The organism is Qipengyuania xiamenensis (assembly GCF_019711495.1).
Classification (GTDB): Bacteria; Pseudomonadota; Alphaproteobacteria; order Sphingomonadales; family Sphingomonadaceae; genus Qipengyuania; species Qipengyuania xiamenensis.
In genome coordinates this window covers 1068821-1094551 of record NZ_JAIGNM010000001.1, presented here as the reverse complement: position 1 = coordinate 1094551, position 25731 = coordinate 1068821, and the positions used below count along the sequence as shown (strand labels likewise).

Below are 25731 nucleotides of genomic sequence, written 5' to 3'. Positions count from 1 at the left end.
AAGTTTGAAATCGATTATCGCCAAGCTGGCCGTTCTGGCCGCTCTGTTCAGCCCTTCGGCTGCACTCGCGCAGGTCCAGCAGGATCCGGCCGGTTCGGGTCCGATCGTCAATGCTCTGGGCTGGCTGCAGGGTACGCTCCTCGGCAATGTCGCGACCGCCGTTGCTGTGATGGCCGTTGCTGCCGTCGGCTTCATGATGCTGACCGGCCGCCTCAACTGGCGCTTCGGTGCGACCGTGATCATCGGCGTTTTCATTCTCTTCGGCGCAGCCTCGATCGTTGCCGGTATCCAGGGCGTCGCTGCGTAAGATGACCGCTCTCGTCCGCCACCCCGTCCACAGAGCGCTCACGCGTCCGCAGATGTTTGCGGGCGTGACGTTCAACTATTTCATCATCAACGGGGTGGTGACGACCGAGATATTCCTGATCACCGGCAGTTTCTGGGCGCTGTTCGCAGCGCTCGTGATGCATGGTGTCGGTTACTTCGCCTGTTTGCGCGAGCCGCGCATCTTCGACCTGTGGATCACCAAGGTTTCGAAGTGCCCGCGGGTGAAGAACTACAAGCACTGGGGGTGCAACAGCTATGCCGCGTAACGGCAAATGGATCGGCCCTGCCTCGTGGAGCGCCAAGGAAGCCCGTGCCGGCGACCGCCTGCCCTATGCGCGGCTGGTCGACGAAAGCACCGTCCTGCTGCGCGACGGCAGCGTGATGACCGCGATTCAGGTCCCCGGGCTGCTGTTCGAGACCGAGGATAGCGACGCACTCAACGCTCATGCGGCAACGCGCGAGGTGATGCTGCGCAGCACGCTCGACGCGCGCTTCGTGCTTTATCACCACGTCATCCGCCGCCGTGTCTCGGTTGAACTCGATGCCGAGTTCCCCGATCCGATCAGCCGCCATATCGATGCGCGCTGGAAGGAACGGCTCGGTTCGGGCCAGCTGTTCGTGAACGACCAGTTCATCACGCTCATCCGCCGTCCGGCTCGGGGCAAGGCTGGTTTGGTCGAGCGCGTCGGCAAGAAGATGCGCGGCCGCAAGGACCGTCTCGAAGCCGATCCCAAGGACCTGCGATCGCTGCGTGCGGCAGCGCAAGGTCTCGTCGCCTCGCTTCAGTCCTACGGCGCCAGCGTGCTCGGCGAATACACAGGCCCGCAGGGCAATGTGAACTCGGAAATGCTCGAGCTCCTCTCGGCGCTCTACAACGGCGAGATGCGCCCCGTGCGCAAGCCGAGCGAAGACGTCGATCTCGGCATGATGCTGCCCTATCGCCGCGTAAGCTTCGGCCTCGACGCAATCGAGCAGCGCGGGTCGGGCTCGCCCGATTTCGCCTCGATCCTCGGCCTTAAGGACTATCCCGAAGCGACCAGCCCGGGCCTGCTTGACGGCCTGCTGCGCCTGCCTTTCGAAATGGTCGTGTCCGAAAGTTACGCACCGACCGAGCGCCAGACTGCACGTGAGCGCATGGACCTCGCCATCCGCCGCCTGAAGAGTGCGGACGAGGAAGCCGCCGCAGAACGCGCAGACATGATGGCCGCGCGTGACGAGCTGGGTGCGGGTGCCGTCGGTTTCGGCGACCACCACCTGACCGTCATGGTCAAGGAACGTGACCTCGGCCGCCTCGACGATGCAACTGCCGCCTGTGCCGCCGCTCTCGCCGACACAGGCGCGATCGCCGTGCGCGAGGACACCAATCTCGAGCCTGCATTCTGGGGCCAGTTCCCCGGCAACGAAGGCTATCTCGTGCGCCGCGCGCTGATCTCCAGCGCCAATATGGCGAGCTTCGGAAGCCTGCACGGCTTCGCGCTTGGCCAGGCATACGACAATCACTGGGGCGATGCAGTCACGCTGCTGGAGACCACCAGCGCGACGCCGTTCTTCTTCAATTTCCACCACGGCGACCTCGGCAACTTCTCGGTCATCGGGCCTTCTGGTTCGGGCAAGACCGTGGTGATGAACTTCCTCGCCGCGCAGGCGCAGAAGTTCGCGCCCCGCACGATCTTGTTCGACAAGGATCGCGGTGCCGAGCTATTCGTGCGTGGTATCGGCGGGCGCTATGACAGCATCCGCGCAGGCCATCCGACCGGCTTCAACCCGATGTCGCTCGAAGACACGCCGACCAACCGGGCCTTCCTGCGCGACTGGCTGGGCGTCCTGCTGAAGGCCGAAGGTCCCGAGGAAGAAGCAACGATCGCAGCCGCAGTCGATGCCGCCTATGCGAACGATGCTTCGCTGCGCCGCCTGCGTCACTTCAAGGAACTGCTTTCGGGCAGCCGCCGCCCGCTTCCGGGCGACCTTGCAGACAGGCTGGGTGCATGGATCGGCGAGGGCGAGCACGCTTGGCTGTTCGACAATGCCGAGGACCGTCTCGACATGTCGGCCCGCGTGCTCGGCTTCGACATGACCGCGCTGCTGGAAAATCCCAAGCTGCGTACCGCGACCATGATGTATCTCTTCCACCGCATCGAGGAGCGTCTGGACGGCAAGCCGACCATGATCCTCATCGACGAGGGGTGGAAGGCGCTCGACGACGATGTCTTTGCTGCGCGCATCCGCGATTGGCTCAAGACGCTGCGTAAGCGCAACGCCCTCGTCGGCTTCGCGACCCAGAGCGCACGCGATGCGCTCGAAAGCCGCATTTCGACCGCGCTGGTCGAGCAGACCGCGACGATGGTCTTCATGCCCAATTCGCGCGCGCGTCCGGAAGACTATTGCGACGGCTTCGGCCTCACTACGCACGAACTCGCGCTGATCCGCACGTTGCCTGCGCACAGCCGCTGCTTCCTCGTGCGCCAGCCAGATGCGAGCGTGGTCGTACGTCTCGATCTCTCTGGTGCGCCCGAAGTCCTGACGCTGCTGTCGGGCCGCGAAAGCTCGGTGCGCCGTCTCGACAGCTTGCGCGAAGCGATGGGCGATGCGCCTGCAGACTGGTTCCCCGCGCTTACCGGTTCGGCATGGCCGGGCGGGGCGAACGACACCAACGACGATATCGAAATCGGACAGGCTGCCGAATGACCAGCGCAGCGTGTCAGGAAGTCGCCGGACAGGTAGGCAACGGCGTCGCAGCAGCACTGCGCGGCGTCGATTGCGTTGCCGGTGAAGCGAGCGCGGCAGCTTTCGGAAAGCTGTTCGCGCCCGGCGGCGCGCTTGGCACGACGCTTACGATCGTCCTGACGATCTATGTGGCGATCTTCGGCTACCTGCTGCTGACCGGTCGAACCAATATCGGTGTGCGTGCGCTGATCCCGCGCATGATGACGCTGGGCCTCGTGCTGACCTTCGCCACCAGCTGGGTCGCCTACCAGAGCGTTGTCTGGAACCTGTTCGTCGGCACGCCCGACTATCTCGCGGGAGTGCTCACCGGCACTCAGGGCTCTGCCACCGATGTCTTCGCGCAAAAGATCGACGTGGTCTTCATCGCGATCCAGGAAGCGAGCGGCAACAACCAGGATTTCTCGGCCTTCAGCCCGCACGGCATGATGTGGCTCGGCGCCATGCTGTTCATGCTCGGCACCGTCGGTCTGCTGGTCACGACCAAGATCGCGCTCGGAATCCTCGTGGCGCTGGGACCGATTTTCGTCGTCCTCGCGCTGTTCAACGGCACGCGCGGGCTCTTCACCGGCTGGCTCAAAGGTCTCGTGATGTGCGCGCTCGCGCCGCTCTTCGCGGTGCTGGGAGGATCGATCATGCTCGAGCTTTCGGTACCGATCCTTTCCGCTCTGACCGAACAGCCGGGCGTCGTCCCCGCGCAGGCAGGCATGGCCTTCTTCATGATCGGCGCAGTCCACGTCGCGCTGATGGTCATGGTCTTCAAGGTCGCGGCCGCGATGGTATCGGGCTGGACCGTATTCGGCCTCGTTCCCTCCAAGGAAGATGGCGGCACCGATACCAAGAGCACGCCCGCTCCCGCGCCGGTCGTGACGCAGCCGCTGGCGCAGGCGCAGGCCGCAACGCAAGCGAGCGATCAGGCGCGCCGGATCGACGTGTCCGCCATTTCCACCGGCGTTGCAGCGAACGACAGCAGCGCGGGCGGATCATCTCGCACTACCAAGGTTTACGCCACCGCTTCAGGTGGCGCTCAGGTCTCTCCCGCTACGGCGGGACCAAGTCGCACATCGGGCATCGGCAGCCGGTTCAAGTCGGCTCCGCCGCGCAGCCTCGACAGTTCTACGGAGAAGAAGTCATGAATCGCGCGCTTATTCCGGCGCTCGCGCTCGCAGTCCTTGCAACGCCCGCCGTGGCGGATTCGCGCCTGCAGGAAGTCATGTATGACGAGTTCTCCGTCGTCACCCTGCCGGGTCGCGTCAACGTGCAGGCCAGCATCGTCTTCGGCGATGACGAGGTGATCGAGAATGTCGCAATCGGCAATTCGCAGACGTGGCAGGTCACGCCCAATAAGCGCGCCAACATCCTCTTCGTCAAACCGCTCGAGCCGCGTGCCGCGACCAATCTGACGGTCGTCACCAGCAAGCGCACCTATCTGTTCGACCTCGTCGCCAGCCCGAATGCGAAGCCGGTCTACGTGCTGCGCTTCGACTATCCGGTCGATCTGGAAGAGGAAGCGCGCAAGGCAGAGATGGCCCAGGCTGCTGCAGAGGCTCAGCCGGAAGATCCGTTCTCGTCGGTCGACCCGGCCGATCTCAATTTTGCCTGGAGCGGCGAGGGCGATGCGAGCCTCCTGCCCGACCGCGCCTTCGACGATGGCGAAGCCACCTTCCTGACCTGGCCTGCGGGGCGCGATGTCCCGGCCATTCTGGTCGCCAATGCCAAGGGCACCGAGGGTCCCGTCAACTACACCGTGCGCGGCGATACGATCGTCATCGATGGCGTGCCGCGCTCGCTCATCCTGCGTTCGGGCGATGACAGCGCGACGCTGGTCAACACCGGGCCGCAGCGCAGCACGAATACGGCCGAGACCGCACTTGCCCAGAGGGGGAACAGCTGATGCGCAACACGCTGAAGATGCCGACAAAGGGTGGCGGCGCGAATATCGCGAACGACATCGATCCGCGCGATGAAAGCGATGCGGAAGTCATCGATCTTGCGCAGCGCAATGCCTTTCCCGCCGTGGCGCGACAGGGCGGGAAGAGCGATGCCATGGGCATGGTGGCAGGTATTGCCATCGTCGCCGGTCTGGGTGCGATCACGTTGTGGAGCATGAATGCTGCACGCACGCCCGAACCGCAGGGCATCGGCAATCCGCAAGTGGCGGCTCCTGCACCTGCGCAAGTCGTTGCGCCTGCTACCGTGCCCGCTGCCGTGCCGCCGGCGCAGGACGATGCGGGCGCCGTGCCTGCACCCGCACCTGTCCTCTCCGCGCCGCCAGAGAGCGTTCCGGTGGGCAATCCGTTCAACAACCCGACCGTCGTATTCGACGGAACGGCCCCGATCAGCCTTGCAGTCGATCCGACGGCTGACGGTGCGGTTGCTTCCGGCGCGCCTGCCGAGGGCAATTCCGCTTCCGATTTCGCAAGCCGCGTCGGCGGTGTCGGCGGCGCTCCGGCGCAGGCCAAGGCGATGACCAATCCGTCGACCACTGTCACGCAGGGGACGCTGATCCCCGCCATTCTCGAGACTGCGATCGACACCAACGTGCCGGGTTACGTCCGCGCCGTGGTCAGCCAGGACGTGCGCAGCTTCGATGGCAGCCGCGTGCTCGTCCCGCGTTCGAGCCGCCTGATCGGCCAGTACCAGTCGGGCATGCAGAACGGCCAGAAGCGTGCCTATGTGATTTGGACGCGTCTGATCCGTCCGGATGGCGCATCGGTCAGCCTCGCTTCGCCGGCGGTCGGTTTCGACGGCACGACCGGCCTCCAGGGCAAGGTCTCGGGCAATGGCTTCTTCAACCGCTTCGGCTCGGCCATGCTGCTCTCGGTCGTTGGCGGCCTAGGCACGCTGGCCACTGGCGGTGCAGGCGGTATCGTGCTCGGCGGAGCGAGCCAGTCGGCAGCCGCGACCGCTGCCGAACAGGACGGTTCGCGCAGCCCCACCGTGCGGGTGAAGATCGGCGAACCGATCCGTATCTTCACTGCCCGCGACCTCGATTTCTCGCGCGTCAACTGATCAGGGTCGATAAGAGGTGAGCGCCGACATCCATCCTTTCCTGCCGGACGATCATCCGGAAGAGGATGCGCCCAATGTCGACCTGCAGGGCGAGCGCAGCGTCTATCTCGAAGCCTATCTGAAGCCCTTTGCCGAATGGCTGGGCCGCGACACAGTCACCGAAATTCTCGTGAACCGGCCGGGCGAGGTATGGGTCGAGGATGCGGCTGCGGGCGGCATGCAGAAAGTGCTGCGTCCGGAGATCGACGATCGCCTGATCCAGCGCCTTGCAGAGCAGGTCGCCCGGGTCAGTCACCAGGGGATCAACCGCGAACACCCGCTGCTCGGTGCGACGCTTCCCGACGGTGCCCGTATCCAGTTCTGCGGCCCGCCCGCTGCGCGCAAGCACTGGGCCATGGCGATCCGTCGCCACCGCCGTCTCGACCTGCCGCTCGATGCCTATGATTCCGGCCCGCTCGCAAAGGCGGAGCAGGGCGCAATGCCCGATCCGCAGGCAGAACCGGTCGCATTCCTGCGCGAAGCGGTCCGCCAGCGGCGCACCATCCTCGTGTCCGGCGGCACCAGCACCGGCAAGACGACATTCCTCAACGCCATGCTCGGCGAGATTCCGCGCCACGAACGCGTAGTGCTGGTCGAGGATACGCCCGAACTGAAACTGCCGGGTGAAAACGGCGTCGGCCTTGTCGCGGTGAAGGGCGAGCTTGGCGAGGCCAAGGTCACTGCCAACGAGCTGCTCCAGGCAGCGCTGCGCCTGCGTCCGGACCGGATCGTCCTTGGCGAACTGCGCGGTGCGGAGAGCGTGTCCTTCCTGCGTGCGATCAACACCGGTCACCCGGGTAGTTTCTCGACGATCCACGCCAACTCTTTGCGCGGTGCGCTCGAACAGCTTTCGCTCATGGTCATGCAGACCGGCATCGGCCTGACGCGCAGCGATACGATCGCCTATGCCGCCAGCGTGATCGATGTCGTGGTGCAGTTGAACCGCGATTCGAGCGGCAAACGCGGCATTTCGCAGATCGCGCAAAGTTCGGACCTCATCTGAGCCAATCTCGGTCGCCGTAACGTCACCCACCGGCTGTTCCGCCATGCCGTAGCGTCAATTGCATTTGATGAAATTGCTGCGCTGCAACAAGAAAACCCAAATCCGTCTTCTTGCGCAAGAATCCTGCGCAAAAACTTGCGTGCATACGATTGTATGATAGCCTGCGCGGCAGGTCTCCTGAGAGAAGACCAAAGGGATGAGGAGAGGGTTTATGAGGATCAGGGCTACCCTGATGGCCGGAATCTGTGCCGGCGCATTCGCAGTTCCCGCGTATGCACAAGATGTTACCGGCGATAGCGAAGAGTCCGGTATCGCGGAAGAAACCACCAACGAACGCATCATCATCGTGACCGCACAGCGCCAGGCGCAGAGCCTGCAGGAAGTGCCGATCGCGGTGAGTGCCTTCGATAGCGAAGCGCTCGAAGCGCAGCAGATCGAAAACGCCAGCGACCTTCAGCTGACGTTGCCCAACGTCTCCTTCACCAAGTCGAACTTCACGTCGTCGAGCTTCACCATCCGCGGCATCGGCGACCTTTGCGTGGGCGTATCGTGCGACAGTGCGACGGCAATCCACCTCAACTCCGCGCCGCTGTTCGGCACGCGCCTGTTCGAAACAGAGTATTTCGATCTCGAACGCGTCGAGGTGCTTCGCGGTCCGCAGGGCACGCTGTTCGGTCGCAACGCGACGTCGGGCGTGGTCAACGTCGTTACCGCGAAGCCCGATCTGTCCGGCTTCAGTGCGGCCGCCGACTTCGAGTACGGCAACTTCAACTCGATCAAGGCGAAAGCCATGGTCAACCTGCCGATCGGGGAATCGATCGGCCTGCGTGTCGCTGGCTTCTGGCTGGACCGTGATGGCTATACCGAGAACCTGTTCGACGGGAACGACATCGACGACCGCGAAATGTACGCGGTGCGCGGTTCGCTTCGTTTCGAGCCGGGTCCGGATACGACGATCGACCTCATGGGGTATTACTTCGAGGAAGACGACAACCGCATGCGTATCCAGAAGCAGCTGTGTCAGCGCGACCCCACGGGTGTGCTAGGCTGCCTCAACAACCGCCTCGATTTCGACAAGACCAATTCGAACTCGACCTTCACCGGTACGCTGGGTTCGTCCGAATTCCTCGCCATCAACGGCATTCCGGCGACGTTCGGTCTGAACAGCCTCTATGGCCCGGATGCTTACGCCAATTTCAACGAGCCGGCCGACTTCCGGAAGGTGAACACCCAGTTCACCCCCGAATACTTCGCCGACGAGCTTCAGTTGCAGGCGCATATCGAGCATAGCTTCGGCGATATCCAGCTGGGCATCACCGGCACCTATCAGGAAACCAGTGTCGACTCGCGCCAAGACTACAACAATGGCGTGGGCGAAATTCCGAATGCGGCATTGGCATTCGGGACGCTCAACACTTTCGCCGACCCGCTCGCGGTCGGTCCGGTGGTCGCGTCCTACTTCCAGCCGATCGTCGATGCCCTGTTCGATGGCACGAACCTGTGCGTTTCGGACACCAACCTCGACAACACCGGCGCATACGAAGGGTCGCGCGTCTGTACACCTAACGGCACGCAGTTCGACCGCTCGAACCAGGAAAACGAGAGCTACTCTGTTGAAGCGATCATTTCCTCGGACTTCGATGGCCCGATCAACTTCCTCGTCGGCGGTATCTACGCGAACTCGAAGGTGCTGGAGAACAGCTACTACGTGAACGCCTTCGCGATCGACTACATCACCGGCGTGCTGGGCTCGTTCACCTCGCTGGGCGCCGGTCTTGAGCCGTCCTATCTGGGCACGTCGTTCTTCCGCAACAACACCCGCGATTTCGAACTGGAGAGCTACGGCATCTTCGGTGAAGTCTATTTCGACATTACCGATCGCCTGAAGTTCACCGGCGGCCTGCGCTACAATGACGACAGCAAGTCGATCACCGCGCGCTCGACGCTGGCAAGCTTCCTCAACCCCTACAGCAACAACGGCGATCCTTTCGACTCGCCGTTCGTGGGAAGCTACGATGCCGACCCGGGCACTGCGGGCAACCAGCTCGTCCAGGAACGTTCGGTTAGCTTCAACGAGATCACGGGGCGCGCGGTCATCGATTACGAGATCTCACCCGACAACCACGTCTATGTGTCCTATTCGCGTGGTTACAAGTCGGGCGGTATCAACCCGCCGCTGCAGCCGATCTTCGAGGTTTCGGACAGCTTCGGTTCGGAAAGCATCGATGCTTTCGAAATCGGTTCGAAGAACTCGTTCCTCGACGGCAACCTGCAGTTCAACGCCACTGCGTTCTACTACAAGTACAAGGATCTGCAGCTCAGCCGCATCATCGCGCGTACTTCGGTCAACGATACGATCGATGCAAATATCTGGGGCCTGGAATTCGAGACGATCCTTCGTCCGGACTACAACTGGCTGGTCAACATGAACCTCTCGTTCCTCAACGCAGAGGTTGCCGGTGACCAGTTCTTCTCGAACCCGCGTGACCCGGGTGGTGGCGATCCCGATGCGGTGATCATCAAGGATATCACCAACGGTGCGCTGTGTGCGGTGACCGGGGCTGGTGCCAATGCCTTCGTGTCTGCGGTCAATGGCGGACTCGGTCTTCAGGGACCCTCGGCCTTCCCGAGCGATGGCGGAATCGCCTCGAACGGCGCCTTCAGTATCTGTAGCGTCCTCGATGCGCAGGCTACGGCCATCGGTGCAGCCTTTGGCGGCGTCGAGGTTCTCAGCCCCGGCGTCGAGGTCAACCTGAAGGGCAACAAGCTGCCCCAGGCACCGGAAATGAAGGCGTCGGCAGGTGTCCAGTACACTGCCGAATTCGGCAACGGCATGACGCTGGTTCCGCGTTTCGACATCGCTTTCACCGGCGAACAGTACGGTAACGTGTTCAACGGCCGCGTGAACCGGATTGCTCCGTTCGTGCAGGCGAATGCGCAGATCCAGCTGAACAGTTCCGAACAGAACTGGTATGTCCGCGCCTTCGTGCAGAACATCTTCGACTCCGACTCGGTAACCGGTCTCTACGTGACCGATGCCAGCTCGGGTCTGTTCACCAACGTCTTCACGCTCGATCCGCGCCGCTACGGTGTGGCCATCGGCGCGAAGTTCTAAAACCCTCGGTCTTCAACAAGGGGAAATCGGGGCGGCCCTCGCGGGTCGCCCCTTTTTTATGCCTTGGTGTTGGACGATGCGAAGGGGGAGAAGTCGGTCTGGGTGTCGAAAATCTCGACACCCTCCGCCTGCTTAAGCTTGTTCACTGCCAAGTAGGTGAAGGGCGTCAGCAGGGCCTCCCATGCGGTCTTGATCAGCCACTGCGACAGCACGACCTGCCAGAGGAGTTCGACCGGCCAGCCGGCAAGGCCCCAGAAGGCGAGCGGGTAGAAGATCAGGCTGTCGAGACCCTGGCCGACGACTGTCGAACCGATCGTGCGCATCCAGAGGTGGCGTCCCTCTGTCCAGACTTTCATCTTGGCAAGCACATAGCTGTTGGCGAATTCGCCTGCCCAGAAGGCGACCATCGATGCCAGCACGATGCGCCAGCTGTTGCCGAAAACGAACTCGTAGGATTCCTGCCCCGGCCAGCCTTCTGCCGGCGGCAGCTGCACGACCACCCATGCCATGAACGCCATGAAGAGAAGCGCGGCGAAACCGGTCCAGATGACCCGCCTTGCGCGGGCGTAGCCATAGACCTCGGTCAGGATGTCGCCGATGATATAGCTCACCGGGAAAAACAGGACGCCGGCACCGAAAGACCACTGCCCGATCACCGGCAGGTTAACGTAACTGGGCTTCGATGCACCGATCAGGTTCGACAACAGCAGGATCGTGACGAAGGCCGCCATCACCAGATCGTAGTAGCGAAAGCGCGGGGCAGCGTCGGGCGTTGCGGGCTGGGTCTTTTCCATAGCGCGCTGCCTATCGCCGATTGGCGCTAAGGCAAAGCCGCGTTATGGCGTCCACGGTGCGCGCCCGTAGCTCATCTGGATAGAGCGCGAGACTTCTAATCTTGAGGCAGCAGGTTCGAGTCCTGCCGGGCGCGCCATTCTTTTTCGGCCTACCGCTTCTCTACTTGAGGGCCGCTTTCGCTCTACTGTTTTGCTGCATGAGGGCGGCCGGGTCCTATCCCCGCGCAACGGTATCCAGCGGTTCGCCGGTCACCGGATAGCCAAGGTCTTCGCCAATCTCGAGCCAGCTCTTGCCTTCGCGCTCGCCCATGTAGGGTGTGATCGTGCGTACGGGGATGCGGTCTGCCTGTTCCTTTGCTGCGCTGAAATCGTCGAAGAGTGCGAGCCGTTCGAGGTTTCGCCGCGTCGGGAAGATGACCTTGATCTCACCGCGCTCCGCTGCATCCAGCGCGCCTTGCGCGGTCGTCCAGAACAGGTGGGTGTTCTCCGAAAGGTCGGCCTCGATCTCGACGGCCCCCGTTCCGAGGTCGGCGATGTAAAACCGGGTATCGTAGACGCGCGGAATACGCTCGTTCTTCGGATACCAGCGCGCGAAAGGTGTCAGCTGGTCGAGGTCGAGCGACCAGTCGAAGTGGTCGAGCACGCTGGCGAGATCGCCCGTCTCGAGAAGATAGGCGCGGGCGGCCCTTGCGCGATCGGCATCGATATCGCCCGAGAGACCGATCACGAGCCCCGTCTCCTCGAGTGTTTCCCTGACCACGGCAATCTGGTGGGCTGCTTCGTCCGGTTCGAGCGGCCCGCCCATCATGGCGCCAAGTTCGAAATCGGCGGGATCGACCCGGCCTCCGGGGAATACAGCCATGCCGCCGGCGAAGACCATCTCGCGCGAGCGGATGGTCATCAGGATCTCGGGCGGGCCTTCTTCGGCACCCTTGCGGAAGATGACTACGGTTGCTGCGGGGATGCCTTCGGGAGAGGCGTCAGGGTTGATGCTCATGCCTGACTGTGTGCCGATCTCCGGCGGGATTGCCAAGCCGCGAAGGTTAATACGACCCGTCGGAAATTTTGACACTCGGGCAATGCCGCAATTCGGCGTTAACTATCGTTCTGCCTGAAAGTCTTCGAGAAAAGGTTTTTGGCACGCACCATGCATAGAATGCCGTGTCCCAATGGTCTTCGAGAGGCGGACCGTCCCGGTCTCCTGTGTCCGCCTCCCCGAACGAACAAAAAAAGGCCCGCCCGGTAGTCCCCCGGGCGGGCCTTTCCCGTTTCTGGTTAGGTCAGGCTTCAGCCTTCGGCTTTGGCGACCTGCTTTTCTTCCATGAGCTGCTGCAGTTCGCCGGCCTCGAACATCTCCATCATGATGTCGCTGCCACCGAGGAATTCGCCCTTTACGTAAAGCTGAGGGATCGTCGGCCAGTCGGAATAGGCCTTGATGCCCTGGCGGATTTCCATGTCCTGCAACACGTCGACGCTGTCATAGGCGACACCGCAATGGTCGAGGATGGCCACCGCGCGGCTGGAGAAGCCGCATTGCGGGAAGAGCGGGGTGCCCTTCATGAAGAGAATGACGTCGTTGCCTTTGACGATGTCGGAAATGCGCGAGTTTACGTCGGACATGGGTGCCCTGCCTTTGAATTAGCGAAAATGTCTGGCTGTCAGTTGGGTGCTTGGGTGGTCAGTTGCAAGGCGTGGAGTTCACCGCCCATGCGTTCACCCAGCGCTTCGTAGACCAGCTTGTGCTGGGCGACGCGGGTTTTGCCTGCAAATTGAGGCGCAGTGACCTTGGCCGCCCAGTGATCGTTGTCGCCCGCAAGGTCGCGCATTTCGACGACCGCGCCCGGAAGCGCGGCCTCGATCAGCGCGACGATGTCTTCGGCTGGCATCGGCATGGGATTACTTCTGGTCGCTCATGAACTGGCGGCGCGCTTCGACCGAGCATTCTTCCAGCTTGGCGCGGATGTCGGCTTCGCTGACATCGCATTCGGCAGCGGTCAGGTCGCCCAGCAGCTTGCGGATGACGTCTTCATCGCCGGCTTCTTCGAAATCGGCCTGTACGACAGCCTTCTTGTAAGCGTCGGTTTCCTCTTCGGTCAGGCCCATCAGGCCCGCTGCCCATTCGCCCAGCAGGCGGTTGCGACGCGCAGCGATCTTGAATTCGGTTTCCTGGTCGAAGGCGAACTTGGATTCTTCGCCGCGTTCACGATCCTTGAAGTCGGTCATGTCTTTCCCCTTGGGTGTATCTTGCCTTGCCGAATAGGCATCGCATCACAAGGCGGCAAGGGTGTGGCGGTCGATTAATCCATCGTCACGACGAGTTTTCCGATCGCCCCGCGGTTTTCCAGCTTGGCGATGGCCTCGTGTGCGCGTTCGATCGGATAGGTCTCGCTGACGAGAGGATTGATCTTGCCGGCTTTCCACAGGTCGAACAGCTCGGCGATATTGGCATTGTTGCGCTCCGGCTCGCGCGCAGTGAATGCGCCCCAGAAGACGCCGCGGATGTCGCAGCTCTTGAGCAGGGTCAGGTTGAGCGGCATCTTGGCGATCCCGGCGGGGAAACCGATCACGAGAAAGCGGCCTTCCCATGCAATCGAGCGCAGGGCAGGTTCGGAATAATCGCCGCCGACGATGTCGTAGACGATGTCGGCACCGTTCGGCCCGACGGCATCCTTGAAGGCCTGCGCCAGCGCCTTGGACTGGTCCTTGTCGAAGGGAGCGCGCGGATAGATCACGACTTCGTCCGCACCGGCCTTTTTCGCGACCTCGCCCTTTTCCTCGGTAGAGACGGCGGCAACTACGCGGCAGCCATAGGCCTTGGCCAGTTCGACTGCCGAGAGGCCCACGCCGCCTGCAGCGCCCAATACGAGGACGGTTTCGCCTTCCTTGATATCGCCGCGATCCTTCAGGCCGTGGATCGTGGTGCCATAGGTCATCAGCAGGGCCGATGCCTGCACCAGGTCGATGCCGTCCGGGACCTTGAACAGGCGGGCAGCGGCGACCGCTACCTTCTCCTGCAGGCCGCCATTGCCCACGCCGCAGATGACCTTGTCACCAATGGCAAAGCCTTCGACGCCTTCGCCCAAAGCCTCGATGGTGCCGGAGATCTCGCCACCCGGCGCAAAGGGGCGCGGCGGCTTGAACTGGTACATGTCCCGGATGATCAGCGTGTCTGGAAAGTTGATCGCACAGGCCGCCACATCGATCAGCACCTCGCCCTTGCCGGGAGTGGGGACTTCAATGTCTTCGACTACCAGGGTCTCGGGGCCGCCGGTCTCTTTCGACAGGACTGCTTTCATGCGGGCTCTCTCCGTTTTTTATGAGGCGCGTCGAGCCAGGGCAGGCTCGCGGCGCGGGTCTCTTCGTACTTTGCAATCGAGGCATCGCGCTCCAGCGTCAGGCCGATTTCATCGAGGCCGTTGAGGAGGCAATGCTTGCGGAAGGGATCGACTTCGAAAGCGAAGCGATCCTGGAATGGTGTAGTGACGACCTGGTTTTCAAGGTCGATGGTGATCGGGTGATCCTTCGCCACTTCGAGCAGGCGGTCGACCTGTTCCTGCGGAAGTTCGACGGCCAGAATGCCGTTCTTGAAGGCGTTCCCCGAGAAGATATCCGAGAAGCTGGGCGCAATGACCGCAGTCAGGCCCATGTCGAGCATGGCCCATGCCGCGTGTTCACGGCTTGAGCCGCAACCGAAGTTGTCGCCCGCGATCAGGATCGGGGCGCCGGCGAAATCCTCCACGTCGAAGGGGTTGCCGGGCGTCTGGCGGATCGATTCGAACGCGCCCTTGCCAAGCCCTTCACGGCTGACCGTTTTCAACCAGTGCGCGGGGATGATGACGTCGGTGTCGACATTCTTGAGGCCAAGCGGAATAGCGCGGCCCGAAATGGTCGACACCTGTTTCATCAATCGGTCTCCGGATTCTCGCCCGAGGGGATCGGCCCCGGCTGGCTGGGCTTGTTTTTCTTTTCACGGCGCTTGTTCGCGTAGAGCAGCGCTGCGGCGATGGCGGCGGAACCGATCGCACCTGCGATGGCGGTCTTGCCTTTGGGGAGCTTTGTCATGCTCCCCTCATGGTATTTGCGAATGCGAAGGGCAAGGGGTCACTCGCCCATAAGCTTGCGTACGTCGGTGAGCCGACCCGTCACGGCAGCGGCAGCGGCCATGGCCGGGCTGAGGAGGTGGGTGCGCGATCCGGGACCTTGCCGGCCGACGAAATTACGATTGCTGGTCGAGGCGCAGCGTTCGCCCGGCGGCACCTTGTCGGGGTTCATCGCAAGACACGCCGAACAGCCCGGTTCGCGCCATTCGAACCCGGCGTCGGTAAAGATACGGTCGAGACCCTCTTCCTCCGCCTGACGCTTTACGAGGCCGGAGCCGGGCACCGCGATGGCCCAGCGCACATTCGCAGCCTTCTTGCGCCCCTCGAGCACGGCGGCGGCGGCGCGCAGATCCTCGATCCGGCTGTTGGTGCACGAACCAATGAAAATGTTCTCGACCTCGACCTCCTCCAGCGGCGTTCCCGGAGCAAGACCCATGTAGTCGAGGCTCTTGCGGGCAGCTTCCTGCTTGGACGGATCGGCAAAGCTGTCGGGCGAGGGCACCGCGCCCCCGATGGCGACGACATCTTCGGGGCTCGTGCCCCAGCTGACGGTCGGCTCCACATCCGCGGCATCGATGAAGACAGACTTGTCGAAGCTGGCACCTTCGTCGGTGGCGAGCGAGCGCCACCATTCGACCGCGTCGGTCCATGCCTCACCTGACGGCGCGTAGGGGCGGCCCTTGAGATACTCGAACACGGTTTCGTCAGGCGCGATGAGGCCGGCGCGGGCGCCGCCTTCGATGCTCATGTTGCAGACGGTCAGGCGGCCTTCGACGCTCATCTGCTCGAACACTGGGCCGCGATATTCGATGACGTGACCGGTGCCGCCGGCCGTGCCGATGACGCCGATGATGTGCAGGATCAGGTCCTTGGGCGTCACGCCAGGCCCCAGTTCTCCTTCGACCCGCACTTCCATTGTTTTGCTGGGCCGAAGCAGCAAGGTCTGGGTGGCGAGCACATGCTCGACCTCGCTGGTTCCGATGCCGAATGCGAGTGCGCCGATGCCGCCATGGGCTGCGGTATGGCTGTCACCGCAGACGATCGTTGTGCCGGGAAGGGAGAAGCCCTGTTCCGGCCCGACCACGTGGACGATGCCCTGCTCTGGCGCGACGGCATCGATATAGTCGATCCCGAAGGCCGGAGCGTTTGCCTCGAGCGCGGCAAGCTGGGCGGCGCTCTGCTTGTCGGCGATTGGCAGGCGGGAGCCATCGCTCGCGAGACGCGGCGTGGTCGGGAGGTTGTGATCGGGGACCGCCAGCGTCAGGTCGGGACGGCGGACTGTGCGCCCGGCGATGCGCAGGGCCTCGAAAGCCTGCGGGCTGGTGACTTCGTGGACCAGGTGCCGGTCGATATAGACGAGGCAGGTGCCATCGTCCTGCCGTTCGACCACATGGGCGTCCCAGATCTTCTCGTAGAGTGTGCGCGGTTTGCTCGCCATGCATGTGGTTTGGCCTCACTTTGGGACATGCGCAAAAAGGCAAAACCAAAGGCGGGCCAAGATTGCCTTTTATCTCAAGAGAATCATGGAACAGTCATAATTAGTCTGCTAACTTACACTCATGTCAGCAAAACCATTCTCCTTTCCGATCAAAGTCATTCCCGCAGATATCGATTTCATGGGGCACGTGAACAATGCGCGCTACCTGAACTGGGTGCAGGACACAGTGCTGGCGCACTGGCAGAAACTCGCGCCTGCAGAGGAAGTGGCCAGCAAGGCGTGGGTCGCGCTCAAGCACGAGATCACCTATCGCAAGCCCGCATTCCTGCATGACGATGTCATTGCCGAGACCGTGCTCGAAAAGATCAAGGGAGCGCGCAGCTTCTACAACACCGTGATTCGTCGCGGCGAAGACGTGCTGGCCGAAGTGAAGAGCATGTGGTGCTGCCTCGATGCAGAAAGTCACATGCCCGCGCGGATAAGCCGCGAGGTGGCACGCGATTATTTCGGCATCGACACCCGCAAGGCATCGCCCGACGCGTAGTCAGTCTTTGCGCTGCCCCTGTGCAGCGCCTATATTGCGACCATGGAAATCATCGCACCGATCCTGATTGTCCTTGCGACCGTCGCTGCCATGGAATGGGTGGCGTGGGCGAGCCACAAGTACATCATGCATGGTTTCGGCTGGGCATGGCACCGCGACCACCACGTACCGCATGACAACGTGCTGGAGAAAAACGATCTCTACGCGATCGTGGGGGCTGCGATGAGCATTTCAATGTTTGCGCTCGGCAGCGAATGGGTGCTCGGCGCTAATGCCTGGTGGCCGGCGACCTGGATCGGGCTCGGCATCCTCTTTTACGGCATCATCTATACGCTGGTGCACGACGGGCTGGTCCACCAGCGCTATTTCAAATGGGTCCCGAAGAAGGGCTATGCCAAGCGCCTGGTGCAGGCACACAAGCTGCATCACGCCACCATCGGCAAGGAAGGCGGCGTGAGCTTCGGCTTCGTCTTCGCGCAGGACCCGACCAAGCTGAAGGCCGAACTCAGGCGCCAGCGGGAAGCGGGCGAGGCTGTCGTACGCGAAAGCGCCGGAGCGTAGACCGCCCCGGCGCTTCGATAATCCAGGTTCTTGATCCTACCTTGCGTAATTCACGTAAAGGCCGTGGATCAGGCCCGGAATGAATCCGAGCAGCGTCAGCACGAGATTGAGAAGGAAGGTGCCGCCCAGACCATGCTTCGCGGCAACGCCGAGCGGGGGAAGCAGGATGGTGGCGATAAGAATGAGAATGGCCATTGAGTATTCCTTGTGTCTACCCTCCCGCCATCTGAAAAACTAACGTCCTGGGATAATTGCGGTTCCTGAATTCTCTCGGTTTTCCCGTAATTCGCCCGTCGAAGCGGATGAAAGTGGACATGCGCTGAAATACTGGCAGAATTGCCGGTCATGGGGGACATCTTCCTATCCTATGCCCGCGCCGACCGCGAAAGTGCGGAGCGGCTGGCGGCCGAGCTTGAGGCTGCCGGTTATTCGGTCTGGTGGGACCGCCACATCGATGGCGGCTCGGAATTCGCCAAGGAAATAGAACGAAGGCTGGAAGAAGCACAGGTCGTCCTAGTTCTGTGGTCCAAGGACGGCGTCACCTCTCACTGGGTGCGTGACGAGGCCGGGATAGGACTTGAAACCGGAAAGCTGGTGGCGACCAGTCTCGACGGCACACCTCCACCGATCGGTTTCAAACAGATTCACGCAATCGACATGACCGACCAGAACGGACGCGGCGATCTGCTGCGTGCGCTGGGTCATCGGCTGGGCAGTCTTCCTGCCTGGTCCAGTGCAGATCAGGCCGCGCCTTCTCGCAGCCTTGTAGGTATCTTCGCTGCAGTCGGCGCCGTCCTGCTTCTCGCAGGGCTGGGCGCGTGGTGGTTTGCCGGCCGCTCGGCGGACCCTGCCGAGGCAGTGACCGAGGACGAGCTCACGTCAGTCGCCGTCCTGCCGTTCCGCTCGCTCTCGCAGGACGAAGAAGACCGATATTTCGCCGAGGGCGTGGCGGAGGAAATCCTCAACCGCCTAGGCGCTCTATCCGAACTGCGCGTCACGGCACGCACGGCCAGCTTCCGCTTTGCCGATACCGACCAGCCGGCCAGTTCGATTGCCGACACCCTCGGAGTGGAATATTTCGTGGAGGGGACAGTCCGGCGTAGCGGCGAGGATTGGCGGGTCACCGCGCAGCTCGTCCGCGCCGAAGATGACAGCCAGCTCTGGAGCGACACTTACGACGTCACCGGCTCCGACATTCTTCGCGTGCAATCGGAAATCGCCGAGCGCGCGGCCGAGGCGCTGGGGGTGCTGCTCGACGACGAAAAACGCGAGCGCATGGGCGAGGCGGGTATCGACAATCCGGAAGCCTATGCACTGTTTGCGCGAGGCCTCGAACTGTTCGGCACCGAGCACAATCGCGGTGCGACCTACGAGAACCTCGCCGAAGCCAATTCCTATTTCGACCGTGCCTTCGAACTCGAGCCGCGTTTCTGGAACGCGCAGCTTGCGGCCATCGATCGCTACAGCCACCTGCTGACCGATCACAGCATCGGCTTCCCCGTTGGGGGCCCCGAAGTGGCCGAGGAGGCGCGCCTCGAGATCCAGCGCCGCCTGTCGGAAGCGCGACAGCATGCGCCGCGCTCAGCCTACCCGACGATCGACCAGCAGGCGATCCAATATTCGAACGACTGGTCCAATGCGCGGGAGGTCGTGAAGCGCATGCTGACGGAGGACCAGAGCTGCGCCGTATCGACCAGCTATAACGACTGGTTGGTCATCAGACTGGGACTGATGGAAGAGTATATCGACTATTCCAGGCGCCTCCAGCGTTGCGACCCGTTTTCGAGCCAGACGCCGCTGGCAGCCATCCTTCTCTACATGGGCCGCGCAGATGAAGCGCTGGATGTCATCGAAGCTTCCGGCGATCTGTCGGAGGCGATGCTGCGCATCCATGTCCTTGCACTGATAGCGGCTGACCGGATCGAGGATGCTCGCGAGGTTCTCGACCGCATGGATCCGCAGGCATATTATCACGGACAGGCCTTGACCTGGATCCTGGCGGCGGAAGGGGACCGCGAGGGATTGCAGGCCCAGCTGGACAGCTACGAGCAGCAGGGCGCTCCGGATGTGGCCAAACTCCACGTTGCGACCCTGATGGGGAATCGTGAGCTGGCCAATAGCTACGCTGCGAAGATCGATGCGCGGCCTGCTGGGCCGATCTGGTTCGCCAATAGCGGGATCGTCACTTGCCATTGCGGCAATGGCTTCGACCTCGATGCCACGCCCCGGTTCAAGGCTCGCCTGATCGAAGCAGGCGCTTCGCTGGACCTGCCGTCACCGGTCGACTGGCCTTTGCAGAAATAGGAACTACTCGTTGCGTGTCGCGATCCAGCTGCCCGCGATGACGAGGATTGCCAGCGACACCCAGTACCACGGGTGTCCCAGCGTGAAGTAGGTCACCACGGCGCCCGTCGACATGGCGCCGATCGCCATTGTCTTTGCCCTGCGGCTGATCGCACGCCGTTCGCGCCAGTCGAGGACTTGCGGCCCCCAATGCGGGTGGTCGAGGATCTTCTGCTCCAGCTCGGGGCTCGACCGGGCGAAGAAATAGACCGCGAGCAACAGGAACGGGACTGTCGGCATGATCGGCAGGAACGCGCCGATCGCTCCGAGAGCTACCGCAATATAGCCGAGGACGCGGTAGATCGTGCGCATGTCAGCCCGCTGCGATCCGCGCAGCGTGCTCCTTCACCAGGGCGATCATGTTGGGCACGCCCTGCGTGCGGTTGCTCGACAGCTGGTTCTTCAGGTCGAATGGGGCGAGGGCGGCGTGAATGTCCATGTCGGCGACCTCGCTAGCAGGCCGATCCTGAACGGCGGAGATCACCAGCGCGACGATGCCCTTGGTGATCGCGGCATTGCTATCCGCGAGGAAGTGGAGCTTTCCGGCATCGCCGGTGGGATAGACCCACACACTCGCCGAACAGCCGCGCACCAAGGTGGCATCGGTCTTCAACGCGTCCGGCATCTCGTCCAGCTCGCGTCCGAGTTCGATCAGGAGGCGATAACGCTCGTCACCTTCGAGGAACTCGTACTCTTCTTCGATATCGGTAAGGGATCGCATGGCGGCGGCCTCTAGCCTGCGAGCGCGCATGCGTCCATCATCTCAGCCCATCAGGCCGCCCGGGCGGGTAAAGGCATGGTAGATCACGTAGATCCAGCTGATGAAGCCGTGAAAGATGGCCCACAGGATCGACTGGTTCTTGGTCCAGGAGATCGCGATGGCGAGCGCGCTGCCGATCCCGATGCCGACCTTGGCGACTTCTCCGCCCCGCTCGATCACAGGTCCACTCCGCTGGCGATGGCCTCGAGCTTCTTGATGCGCTCTTTCAGGTCGGCGAGTTCGATACGGGCCGCGCCCATCGAAGAGCCTTCCTCTGCCCGCGGGCCGTGATGCCCTTCGAGCTCGCTACGCTTGAGCTCCAGCCAGCCCTGCCAGCCGCGCAGCAAGGCCGCTGCGACAATGACAAGACCAGTCAGGCTGGCTGCCGCGATAATCAATGTAGGTTCGAACATTTCCCCATGTCCTCCTTGAACCAGTGCCTCTTCCTATTCGCCTTTGCCGGGCTGCTTGTCGCGCAGCGCTTCGATCTCGGCGGCAATTCTCTTGGTTTCCTGCGCGTCGAGCGAATTGCCGTCGGTGGCGATCCTCTCGAGTACCTTGATCCGTTCGCGCAGGTCCTCGATTTCCTGTTCTGTCTCCGCATCGCGGGCCTGACCGAAGCTTTCGTTACCGCGCTCGTCGGTGACGATGCCGCGCTCTGCACGGTGGCGAGCCTTGCCCATCTGGACGATGCCCCACACCACGATCGCGACGACAGCTACGATGGCCCATCCACTCACGAAGCAGTCTCCCGCTTGTCTTCGACCGCATCCAGCGCGCGCAATTCATCGATCTGCGCGGCGAGTGCATGGTTGCTGTCGGTAGCGATGCGTTCGAGCACGCGGACGCGCTCCTCCATCTTGCTGTAATCGCCATTGCCGAAGCGAGCCTGGTCGGCCTTTGCCTGCTCGACCTGTGCCTGGAGTTCGAGCTTGCGCTCATCGGCACGGATCTGGCTGCGGTGGATGACGATACCGGTCAGCATGCCAAGGCTGGCGATGGTCAGGATGAAACCGAAAATGAGTATCAGGTCGGCGTCCATCAGTTTGCCTCCGACTTGTCACGCAGGCGATCGATTTCGCTGGTGAGGTGATAACCGCTGTCGGTCACGATGCGCTCGACATTGCCGAGACGATCCTTGAGCGAACCGAGCTCTGCGCGCAGTTCGGCGTTCTCCTGGGTGAGCAGCTTCACGCGCTCCACCGCCTGGTCGTTCCGTGGATACACCGCCTTGCCCCAGCTGTTTTCGAGCGGATAGCCATGCTTCACGCGGATCCAGGTGTTGGCGACCCAGCCGAGCGCGATGAGGGCCGAGGGAATGGCGAGCATCGCTACGGGGATTTCCGACAGGTCCATTATGCTCTCTCCGAATTCTTGATGTCGAGCGGGACGCCCGCTCCCTGTTCCTCTACCCGACGCTCGTCGCGCAGGGCTTCGATCTGCGTCGCTACGTCGTACCCTTCGTCGGTGACGATGCGTTCAAGCACCCGCACGCGGTCTTCGAGCTGCTGGACGCGGCTGGCATATTGTGCCGCCTTTTCCGAGCTGGCTTCCGCCGTTGCGGTGATGCGCTTTTCCTCGAGCTTGCGCTGGTTCACCAGGTAGATGATGCCGAGCACCATGATGAATGGCGCAAGCGGGATCAAAATAGCGAGATCCATCGTCTTTCCTCCCCTTACTCTCGGCCTTAGCGAAGGCGTTCGATTTCGGCCGTGAGGCGCGGGTTGTTGCTGACGTAGAAGGTCTCGACGTCGGCGAGGCGGCGATCGATGTCCTTCATCCGGCTACGGATCTCGCGAGCCGTGCGCTTCGGGTTCTGGCGCACGCCCTGCCAGTACTTCTGCTCGGCAGGCTCCGAATAGAGATGCGCGGGCTTCTTGTTCAGCAGCAGGCCGGCCAGGAAGTAGAAGGGGATCGTCGATCCACCGGTCATGAAGGTCAGGCCGAGGAAGCCGAGGCGAACCCAGAAGGCATCGACGCCCGTGTAGTCCGCGATGCCCGAGCACACGCCCATCAGCTTCGCATTGCTCTTGTCGCGATAGAGGGTTGTACGGGGGCTATTCACTTTGCTGCTCCTTTTTTCTCGGCGATCAGCTGTTCGAGTTCGCGCAGCTGCTGGTTGTCCTCTTCGCTGTCATGGACGAGGCGGGCGGGACGGAAATCGGGGTTGTCGGAAGCCACCAGGCGTTCAACGGTGTCCATGCGGTCATCGAGGCGCTTGGCGAGGTTGTAGAGCTCTTCGAGCAGGGCCTCGTCATCGGTGGTGATGGTGGCGGAAGTCTTCCATTTCGTGATGTAGTGGAGGATGATCCACGGCAGCGCGATGAAGATCGATACGATTGCAAAAATCTCGTCCACGGGTCAGTCCTCTTTCTTTGCGCCGTCCTTGCCGAGCGCCTTTTTCATCTGTTCAAGTTCATCATCGATTGCGTCGGCGCCTTCGAGCGCGGCAATCTCGTCGGAAAGGCTGGGCTGGCCCTTGCCTTCGATCGACAGCGCATCGGCGCGGCCTTCGGCGTAGTCGACACGGCGTTCGAGCTGGTCGAAGCGGCTGAGTGCATCGTCGACGCGATCTTCGGTCATCAGGCTGCGCAGCTTGACGCGGTTCTCTGCGCTTTCGAGGCGAGCCGCGATGGCGGTCTGGCGGCTGCGAGCTTCGCGCAGGCGGTTCTGCAGCTTGGCGATGTCCTTTTCGTAGGCACGCAGGGCATCGTCGAGCACCGAGATTTCCTGCTTGAGCTGGTCGGCCATGTCGCCGGCCTTCTTCTTCTCGACCAGGGCTGCACGTGCGAGGTCTTCACGGTCTTTCGACAGTGCAAGCGCTGCCTTTTCGCCCCAGTCGGTCTGGAGCCGTTCGAGCTTTACCGAGTGACGGTGCATTTCCTTCTGGTCGGCGATGGTGCGTGCGGCGCTTGCGCGAACCTCGACCAGCGTTTCCTCCATTTCGAGGATGATCATGCGGATCATCTTCTGAGGATCGTCCGCCTGGTCGAGCATGTCGTTGAAGTTGGCCGCGATGATGTCGCGGGTACGGCTGAAGATTCCCATCAAAGGTGCTCCACTGGAAAAAAACTGTGCAGTGCGCTTGCTGGTGTCCTGCGTCGGAGTGGGTGAGCGGCGAAGCCGTTCTACCTCACTATCGAGCCGCGACAAGCGAACTGTATTGGGGCGGGCCGAAGCGTTCTTGTGCGCAGTTTTGCGCGGGGGACTACCGGGATTGGAACGCTCCGGCCCGAGGGGATCGAAATTGCTCACGCGATTTCCACATGCTGGATCGATGCCACCAGCGGCATCGGGGTGGTGACCGTGATCTGCGAGCTCAGGGCTACGAATGCCGTCATCATTGCGATGCTGGCGATGGCGGCCTTGCCGAGCTGGGTGCTGAAGAACTTGCGGTCGTACATGGTGTCCTCCCTTGGACGTAATCAGTTGTTGTCCCATGTTCAGCAAGGGGTGTGCCAAACTTGAAAAACGGGAGAAATCCGCAGCCTGTAAGTAGGTAAGTGAAAATCGACATAGCGGGGATTGCCAAGCCTTGGCGAAAATCCCTATATATTGGTCATGGAGCGGGAAAATCAGTATATCGGCCAGTCCGGGGCCTTTCTCGACGCGGTCGAGCGGACCAGTCGTGCGGCCCCCATGCGCAGGCCCGTTCTGGTTATCGGCGAGCGCGGTACCGGCAAGGAACTGATTGCCGAACGTCTCCACCGTCTGTCCACCCGCTGGGACGAGCCGCTCGTCACGATGAACTGCGCGGCGCTTCCCGAGACACTGCTCGAGGCCGAACTGTTCGGCCATGAAGCAGGTGCGTTCACCGGTGCTACCAAACAACGGGCCGGAAGGTTCGAGGAAGCCGACAAGGGCACATTATTCCTCGACGAACTGGGCACTTTGTCGATGGGCGCACAAGAGCGCCTGTTGCGCGCCGTCGAATATGGCGAGGTGACCCGTATCGGTTCCTCGCGCCCGATCAGGGTCGATGTGCGGATCGTGGCTGCAACGAACGAGGACCTGCCGGCCAAGGCGGCGCGCGGCGAATTCAGGGCCGACCTTCTCGACCGGCTGAGCTTCGAGGTCATCACCTTGCCGCCCCTGCGCGTGCGCGAGGGTGATATCGAAGTGCTGGCCGATTATTTCGGGCGCCGCATGGGTGCGGAACTCGGCTGGGAAGCCTGGCCCGGTTTCGCCGATCATGTCGCCGAAGAACTCGAGAACCATCCCTGGCCGGGCAATGTGCGCGAATTGCGCAACGTGGTCGAGCGCGCCGTCTATCGCTGGGATGACTGGGAAAGGCCGATCGCCCATGTCCAGTTCGATCCCTTCGACAGCCCGTGGAAGCCGGCTTCACCGACACCCGCCAAACAGGCTCCTGCCGAAGTGCCCGGGCAACAGCCCGCTGCGCCGGCGGTGGATTTCGAGCATGTCGACGATCTCAAGGCGGCGGTCGACGAGCACGAGCGCGCCATCATCGAACACGCGCTTGGCAAGCACCGCTGGAACCAGCGGCAGACCGCCAAGGCACTTGGCCTGAGCTACGACCAGCTACGCCATGCCATCAAGAAACACGGGCTAATGGAAGAAACCGAGTAATCAAACCGCTATTAATTAGGCCTTTTTTCAGTTTCGCGGGTTAACCCACCCTCTGTCTTGCTACAGGGGAAGCACCGATGGGATTTTCGTTACTCGATCTGCATGATGCGTACGAAATGGCGCGCGACGCGTCGGAATCCGACGAACAGCGTGCCGAGCGTGAACGGCACGAGCGAAAGACCTTTCTTCCCCGGCTTATCGTTGCCGGGGTGCTCGCCGGCATTTTCCTTATCGGCATGTTCAGCATGGTCTCCTCGATGGACGCAGAACGTGCGAAGCCGAAGGCCGAAGCGGCCCCGGCTGCCGTCAAAGCCCAGCCGGCGGTCGACTGTGACAAGAACCCCTGGGGTCTTGGCTGCCCCTGAGAGGTGGGGGCCGGCGGCG

35 protein-coding genes and 1 tRNA gene are annotated in these 25731 nt (G+C 62.3%); 14 read left to right on the top strand and 22 right to left on the bottom strand.

Annotation, left to right across the window (positions count from 1 at the left end; all coding sequences use genetic code 11):
- The first annotated feature begins 4 nt into the window (after window positions 1-4).
- The 8 genes from K3165_RS05535 (at window position 5) to K3165_RS05500 (ending at window position 10217) form a co-directional block, all read left to right on the top strand.
- Complete coding sequence (locus tag K3165_RS05535; RefSeq protein ID WP_247713894.1) at window positions 5-307, top strand: TrbC/VirB2 family type IV secretion system protein; 303 nt, start codon at window positions 5-7, stop codon at window positions 305-307.
- Between the two features lies 1 nt (window position 308).
- On the top strand, window positions 309-593 hold the full coding sequence (locus K3165_RS05530) for a VirB3 family type IV secretion system protein (RefSeq protein WP_221429147.1): 285 nt from the start codon (window positions 309-311) through the stop codon (window positions 591-593).
- Window positions 583-3012, top strand: coding sequence for a VirB4 family type IV secretion/conjugal transfer ATPase (locus tag K3165_RS05525; RefSeq protein ID WP_221547781.1), 2430 nt, complete (start codon window positions 583-585; stop codon window positions 3010-3012). Before K3165_RS05530 ends, K3165_RS05525 begins: the two co-directional genes overlap by 11 nt.
- On the top strand, window positions 3009-4184 hold the full coding sequence (locus tag K3165_RS05520) for a TrbL/VirB6 family protein (protein ID WP_221547780.1): 1176 nt from the start codon (window positions 3009-3011) through the stop codon (window positions 4182-4184). The genes K3165_RS05525 and K3165_RS05520 overlap by 4 nt, the downstream gene beginning before the upstream one ends.
- The gene (locus K3165_RS05515; protein ID WP_221547779.1) at window positions 4181-4942 is read left to right on the top strand and encodes a TrbG/VirB9 family P-type conjugative transfer protein; all 762 of its coding nucleotides are present in this window, start codon (window positions 4181-4183) and stop codon (window positions 4940-4942) included. Before K3165_RS05520 ends, K3165_RS05515 begins: the two co-directional genes overlap by 4 nt.
- On the top strand, window positions 4942-6060 hold the full coding sequence (locus K3165_RS05510; protein WP_247713893.1) for a TrbI/VirB10 family protein: 1119 nt from the start codon (window positions 4942-4944) through the stop codon (window positions 6058-6060). Before K3165_RS05515 ends, K3165_RS05510 begins: the two co-directional genes overlap by 1 nt.
- A gap of 16 nt (window positions 6061-6076) precedes the next feature.
- Complete coding sequence (gene virB11 / locus K3165_RS05505) at window positions 6077-7102, top strand: P-type DNA transfer ATPase VirB11 (RefSeq protein WP_221547778.1); 1026 nt, start codon at window positions 6077-6079, stop codon at window positions 7100-7102.
- Between the two features lie 211 nt (window positions 7103-7313).
- Window positions 7314-10217 (top strand): TonB-dependent receptor, encoded by a 2904-nt coding sequence (locus tag K3165_RS05500; protein ID WP_221547777.1) that lies wholly within the window; start codon window positions 7314-7316, stop codon window positions 10215-10217.
- Window positions 10218-10273: 56 nt separating this feature from the next.
- Here K3165_RS05500 and K3165_RS05495 read toward each other — a convergent pair whose 3' ends face one another.
- Window positions 10274-11011 carry a queuosine precursor transporter gene (locus K3165_RS05495; protein ID WP_221547776.1) on the bottom strand — a complete coding sequence of 246 codons (738 nt, stop codon included), beginning with the start codon at window positions 11009-11011 and terminating at the stop codon, window positions 10274-10276.
- A 60-nt stretch (window positions 11012-11071) separates the two neighbouring features.
- Here K3165_RS05495 and K3165_RS05490 point away from each other — a divergent pair.
- Window positions 11072-11148 (top strand) — tRNA-Arg (locus K3165_RS05490).
- A 77-nt stretch (window positions 11149-11225) separates the two neighbouring features.
- On the opposite strand, the gene K3165_RS05485 is transcribed toward K3165_RS05490, so the two are convergent.
- From K3165_RS05485 to leuC, 8 genes are all read right to left on the bottom strand, one after another.
- Entirely contained in the window at window positions 11226-12008 is a 783-nt protein-coding gene (locus K3165_RS05485; protein WP_221547775.1) for an NUDIX hydrolase, read from the bottom strand.
- A gap of 290 nt (window positions 12009-12298) precedes the next feature.
- On the bottom strand, window positions 12299-12631 hold the full coding sequence (gene grxD / locus K3165_RS05480) for a Grx4 family monothiol glutaredoxin (RefSeq protein ID WP_221547774.1): 333 nt from the start codon (window positions 12629-12631) through the stop codon (window positions 12299-12301).
- A 38-nt stretch (window positions 12632-12669) separates the two neighbouring features.
- The gene (locus K3165_RS05475; protein WP_221424472.1) at window positions 12670-12903 is read right to left on the bottom strand and encodes a BolA/IbaG family iron-sulfur metabolism protein; all 234 of its coding nucleotides are present in this window, start codon (window positions 12901-12903) and stop codon (window positions 12670-12672) included.
- A gap of 4 nt (window positions 12904-12907) precedes the next feature.
- Complete coding sequence (locus K3165_RS05470) at window positions 12908-13234, bottom strand: DUF1476 domain-containing protein (protein ID WP_221547773.1); 327 nt, start codon at window positions 13232-13234, stop codon at window positions 12908-12910.
- A 74-nt stretch (window positions 13235-13308) separates the two neighbouring features.
- A complete protein-coding gene (locus K3165_RS05465; protein WP_221547772.1) occupies window positions 13309-14307 on the bottom strand; it encodes an NADPH:quinone oxidoreductase family protein in 999 nt (332 codons plus the stop codon).
- Window positions 14304-14915 carry a 3-isopropylmalate dehydratase small subunit gene (gene leuD / locus K3165_RS05460; RefSeq protein WP_221547771.1) on the bottom strand — a complete coding sequence of 204 codons (612 nt, stop codon included), beginning with the start codon at window positions 14913-14915 and terminating at the stop codon, window positions 14304-14306. Before leuD ends, K3165_RS05465 begins: the two co-directional genes overlap by 4 nt.
- Window positions 14915-15073: an isopropylmalate isomerase gene (locus K3165_RS05455; protein ID WP_221547770.1), complete on the bottom strand. Its 159-nt coding sequence runs from the start codon at window positions 15071-15073 to the stop codon at window positions 14915-14917. The genes leuD and K3165_RS05455 overlap by 1 nt, the downstream gene beginning before the upstream one ends.
- 39 nt (window positions 15074-15112) lie before the next feature.
- Entirely contained in the window at window positions 15113-16549 is a 1437-nt protein-coding gene (gene leuC, locus K3165_RS05450) for a 3-isopropylmalate dehydratase large subunit (RefSeq protein WP_221547769.1), read from the bottom strand.
- A gap of 121 nt (window positions 16550-16670) precedes the next feature.
- Here leuC and K3165_RS05445 point away from each other — a divergent pair, with 121 nt between their 5' ends.
- Both K3165_RS05445 and K3165_RS05440 read left to right on the top strand, forming a co-directional pair.
- On the top strand, window positions 16671-17093 hold the full coding sequence (locus tag K3165_RS05445) for an acyl-CoA thioesterase (RefSeq protein WP_221547768.1): 423 nt from the start codon (window positions 16671-16673) through the stop codon (window positions 17091-17093).
- 42 nt (window positions 17094-17135) lie between these two features.
- Window positions 17136-17654 (top strand): sterol desaturase family protein, encoded by a 519-nt coding sequence (locus K3165_RS05440; RefSeq protein WP_221547767.1) that lies wholly within the window; start codon window positions 17136-17138, stop codon window positions 17652-17654.
- Between the two features lie 36 nt (window positions 17655-17690).
- On the opposite strand, the gene K3165_RS05435 is transcribed toward K3165_RS05440, so the two are convergent.
- On the bottom strand, window positions 17691-17849 hold the full coding sequence (locus tag K3165_RS05435; protein WP_221547766.1) for a YqaE/Pmp3 family membrane protein: 159 nt from the start codon (window positions 17847-17849) through the stop codon (window positions 17691-17693).
- Window positions 17850-17999: 150 nt separating this feature from the next.
- Here K3165_RS05435 and K3165_RS05430 point away from each other — a divergent pair, with 150 nt between their 5' ends.
- Complete coding sequence (locus K3165_RS05430) at window positions 18000-19958, top strand: TIR domain-containing protein (protein ID WP_221547765.1); 1959 nt, start codon at window positions 18000-18002, stop codon at window positions 19956-19958.
- 3 nt (window positions 19959-19961) lie between these two features.
- Here K3165_RS05430 and K3165_RS05425 read toward each other — a convergent pair whose 3' ends face one another.
- The 12 genes from K3165_RS05425 to K3165_RS05370 form a co-directional block, all read right to left on the bottom strand.
- Window positions 19962-20309, bottom strand: coding sequence for a YbaN family protein (locus K3165_RS05425; protein ID WP_221547764.1), 348 nt, complete (start codon window positions 20307-20309; stop codon window positions 19962-19964).
- 1 nt (window position 20310) lies between these two features.
- Window positions 20311-20718: a SufE family protein gene (locus K3165_RS05420; protein ID WP_221547763.1), complete on the bottom strand. Its 408-nt coding sequence runs from the start codon at window positions 20716-20718 to the stop codon at window positions 20311-20313.
- Window positions 20719-20760: 42 nt separating this feature from the next.
- Complete coding sequence (locus K3165_RS05415; protein ID WP_221547762.1) at window positions 20761-20937, bottom strand: hypothetical protein; 177 nt, start codon at window positions 20935-20937, stop codon at window positions 20761-20763.
- Window positions 20934-21170, bottom strand: a complete 237-nt coding sequence (locus K3165_RS05410; protein WP_221547761.1) for a hypothetical protein — start codon at window positions 21168-21170, stop codon at window positions 20934-20936. Before K3165_RS05410 ends, K3165_RS05415 begins: the two co-directional genes overlap by 4 nt.
- A 33-nt stretch (window positions 21171-21203) precedes the next feature.
- The gene (locus K3165_RS05405) at window positions 21204-21497 is read right to left on the bottom strand and encodes a hypothetical protein (RefSeq protein WP_221547760.1); all 294 of its coding nucleotides are present in this window, start codon (window positions 21495-21497) and stop codon (window positions 21204-21206) included.
- Window positions 21494-21799, bottom strand: coding sequence for a hypothetical protein (locus K3165_RS05400; RefSeq protein WP_221547759.1), 306 nt, complete (start codon window positions 21797-21799; stop codon window positions 21494-21496). The genes K3165_RS05405 and K3165_RS05400 overlap by 4 nt, the downstream gene beginning before the upstream one ends.
- Entirely contained in the window at window positions 21799-22113 is a 315-nt protein-coding gene (locus K3165_RS05395; RefSeq protein ID WP_221547758.1) for a hypothetical protein, read from the bottom strand. Before K3165_RS05395 ends, K3165_RS05400 begins: the two co-directional genes overlap by 1 nt.
- On the bottom strand, window positions 22113-22418 hold the full coding sequence (locus K3165_RS05390; protein WP_221547757.1) for a hypothetical protein: 306 nt from the start codon (window positions 22416-22418) through the stop codon (window positions 22113-22115). The genes K3165_RS05395 and K3165_RS05390 overlap by 1 nt, the downstream gene beginning before the upstream one ends.
- Before the next feature lie 26 nt (window positions 22419-22444).
- Window positions 22445-22822 carry an envelope stress response membrane protein PspC gene (gene pspC / locus K3165_RS05385; RefSeq protein WP_221547756.1) on the bottom strand — a complete coding sequence of 126 codons (378 nt, stop codon included), beginning with the start codon at window positions 22820-22822 and terminating at the stop codon, window positions 22445-22447.
- A complete protein-coding gene (gene pspB / locus K3165_RS05380) occupies window positions 22819-23115 on the bottom strand; it encodes an envelope stress response membrane protein PspB (protein ID WP_221547755.1) in 297 nt (98 codons plus the stop codon). The genes pspC and pspB overlap by 4 nt, the downstream gene beginning before the upstream one ends.
- 3 nt (window positions 23116-23118) lie before the next feature.
- The gene (gene pspA, locus K3165_RS05375) at window positions 23119-23910 is read right to left on the bottom strand and encodes a phage shock protein PspA (protein WP_221547754.1); all 792 of its coding nucleotides are present in this window, start codon (window positions 23908-23910) and stop codon (window positions 23119-23121) included.
- Window positions 23911-24008: 98 nt separating this feature from the next.
- A complete protein-coding gene (locus K3165_RS05370; RefSeq protein WP_221431811.1) occupies window positions 24009-24161 on the bottom strand; it encodes a hypothetical protein in 153 nt (50 codons plus the stop codon).
- Window positions 24162-24318: 157 nt separating this feature from the next.
- On the opposite strand from K3165_RS05370, the gene pspF reads away from it, so the two are divergent.
- Both pspF and K3165_RS05360 read left to right on the top strand, forming a co-directional pair.
- Complete coding sequence (pspF, locus tag K3165_RS05365; RefSeq protein ID WP_221547753.1) at window positions 24319-25347, top strand: phage shock protein operon transcriptional activator; 1029 nt, start codon at window positions 24319-24321, stop codon at window positions 25345-25347.
- 77 nt (window positions 25348-25424) lie between these two features.
- Window positions 25425-25712, top strand: a complete 288-nt coding sequence (locus K3165_RS05360; RefSeq protein WP_221547752.1) for a hypothetical protein — start codon at window positions 25425-25427, stop codon at window positions 25710-25712.
- Window positions 25713-25731 lie beyond the last annotated feature (19 nt).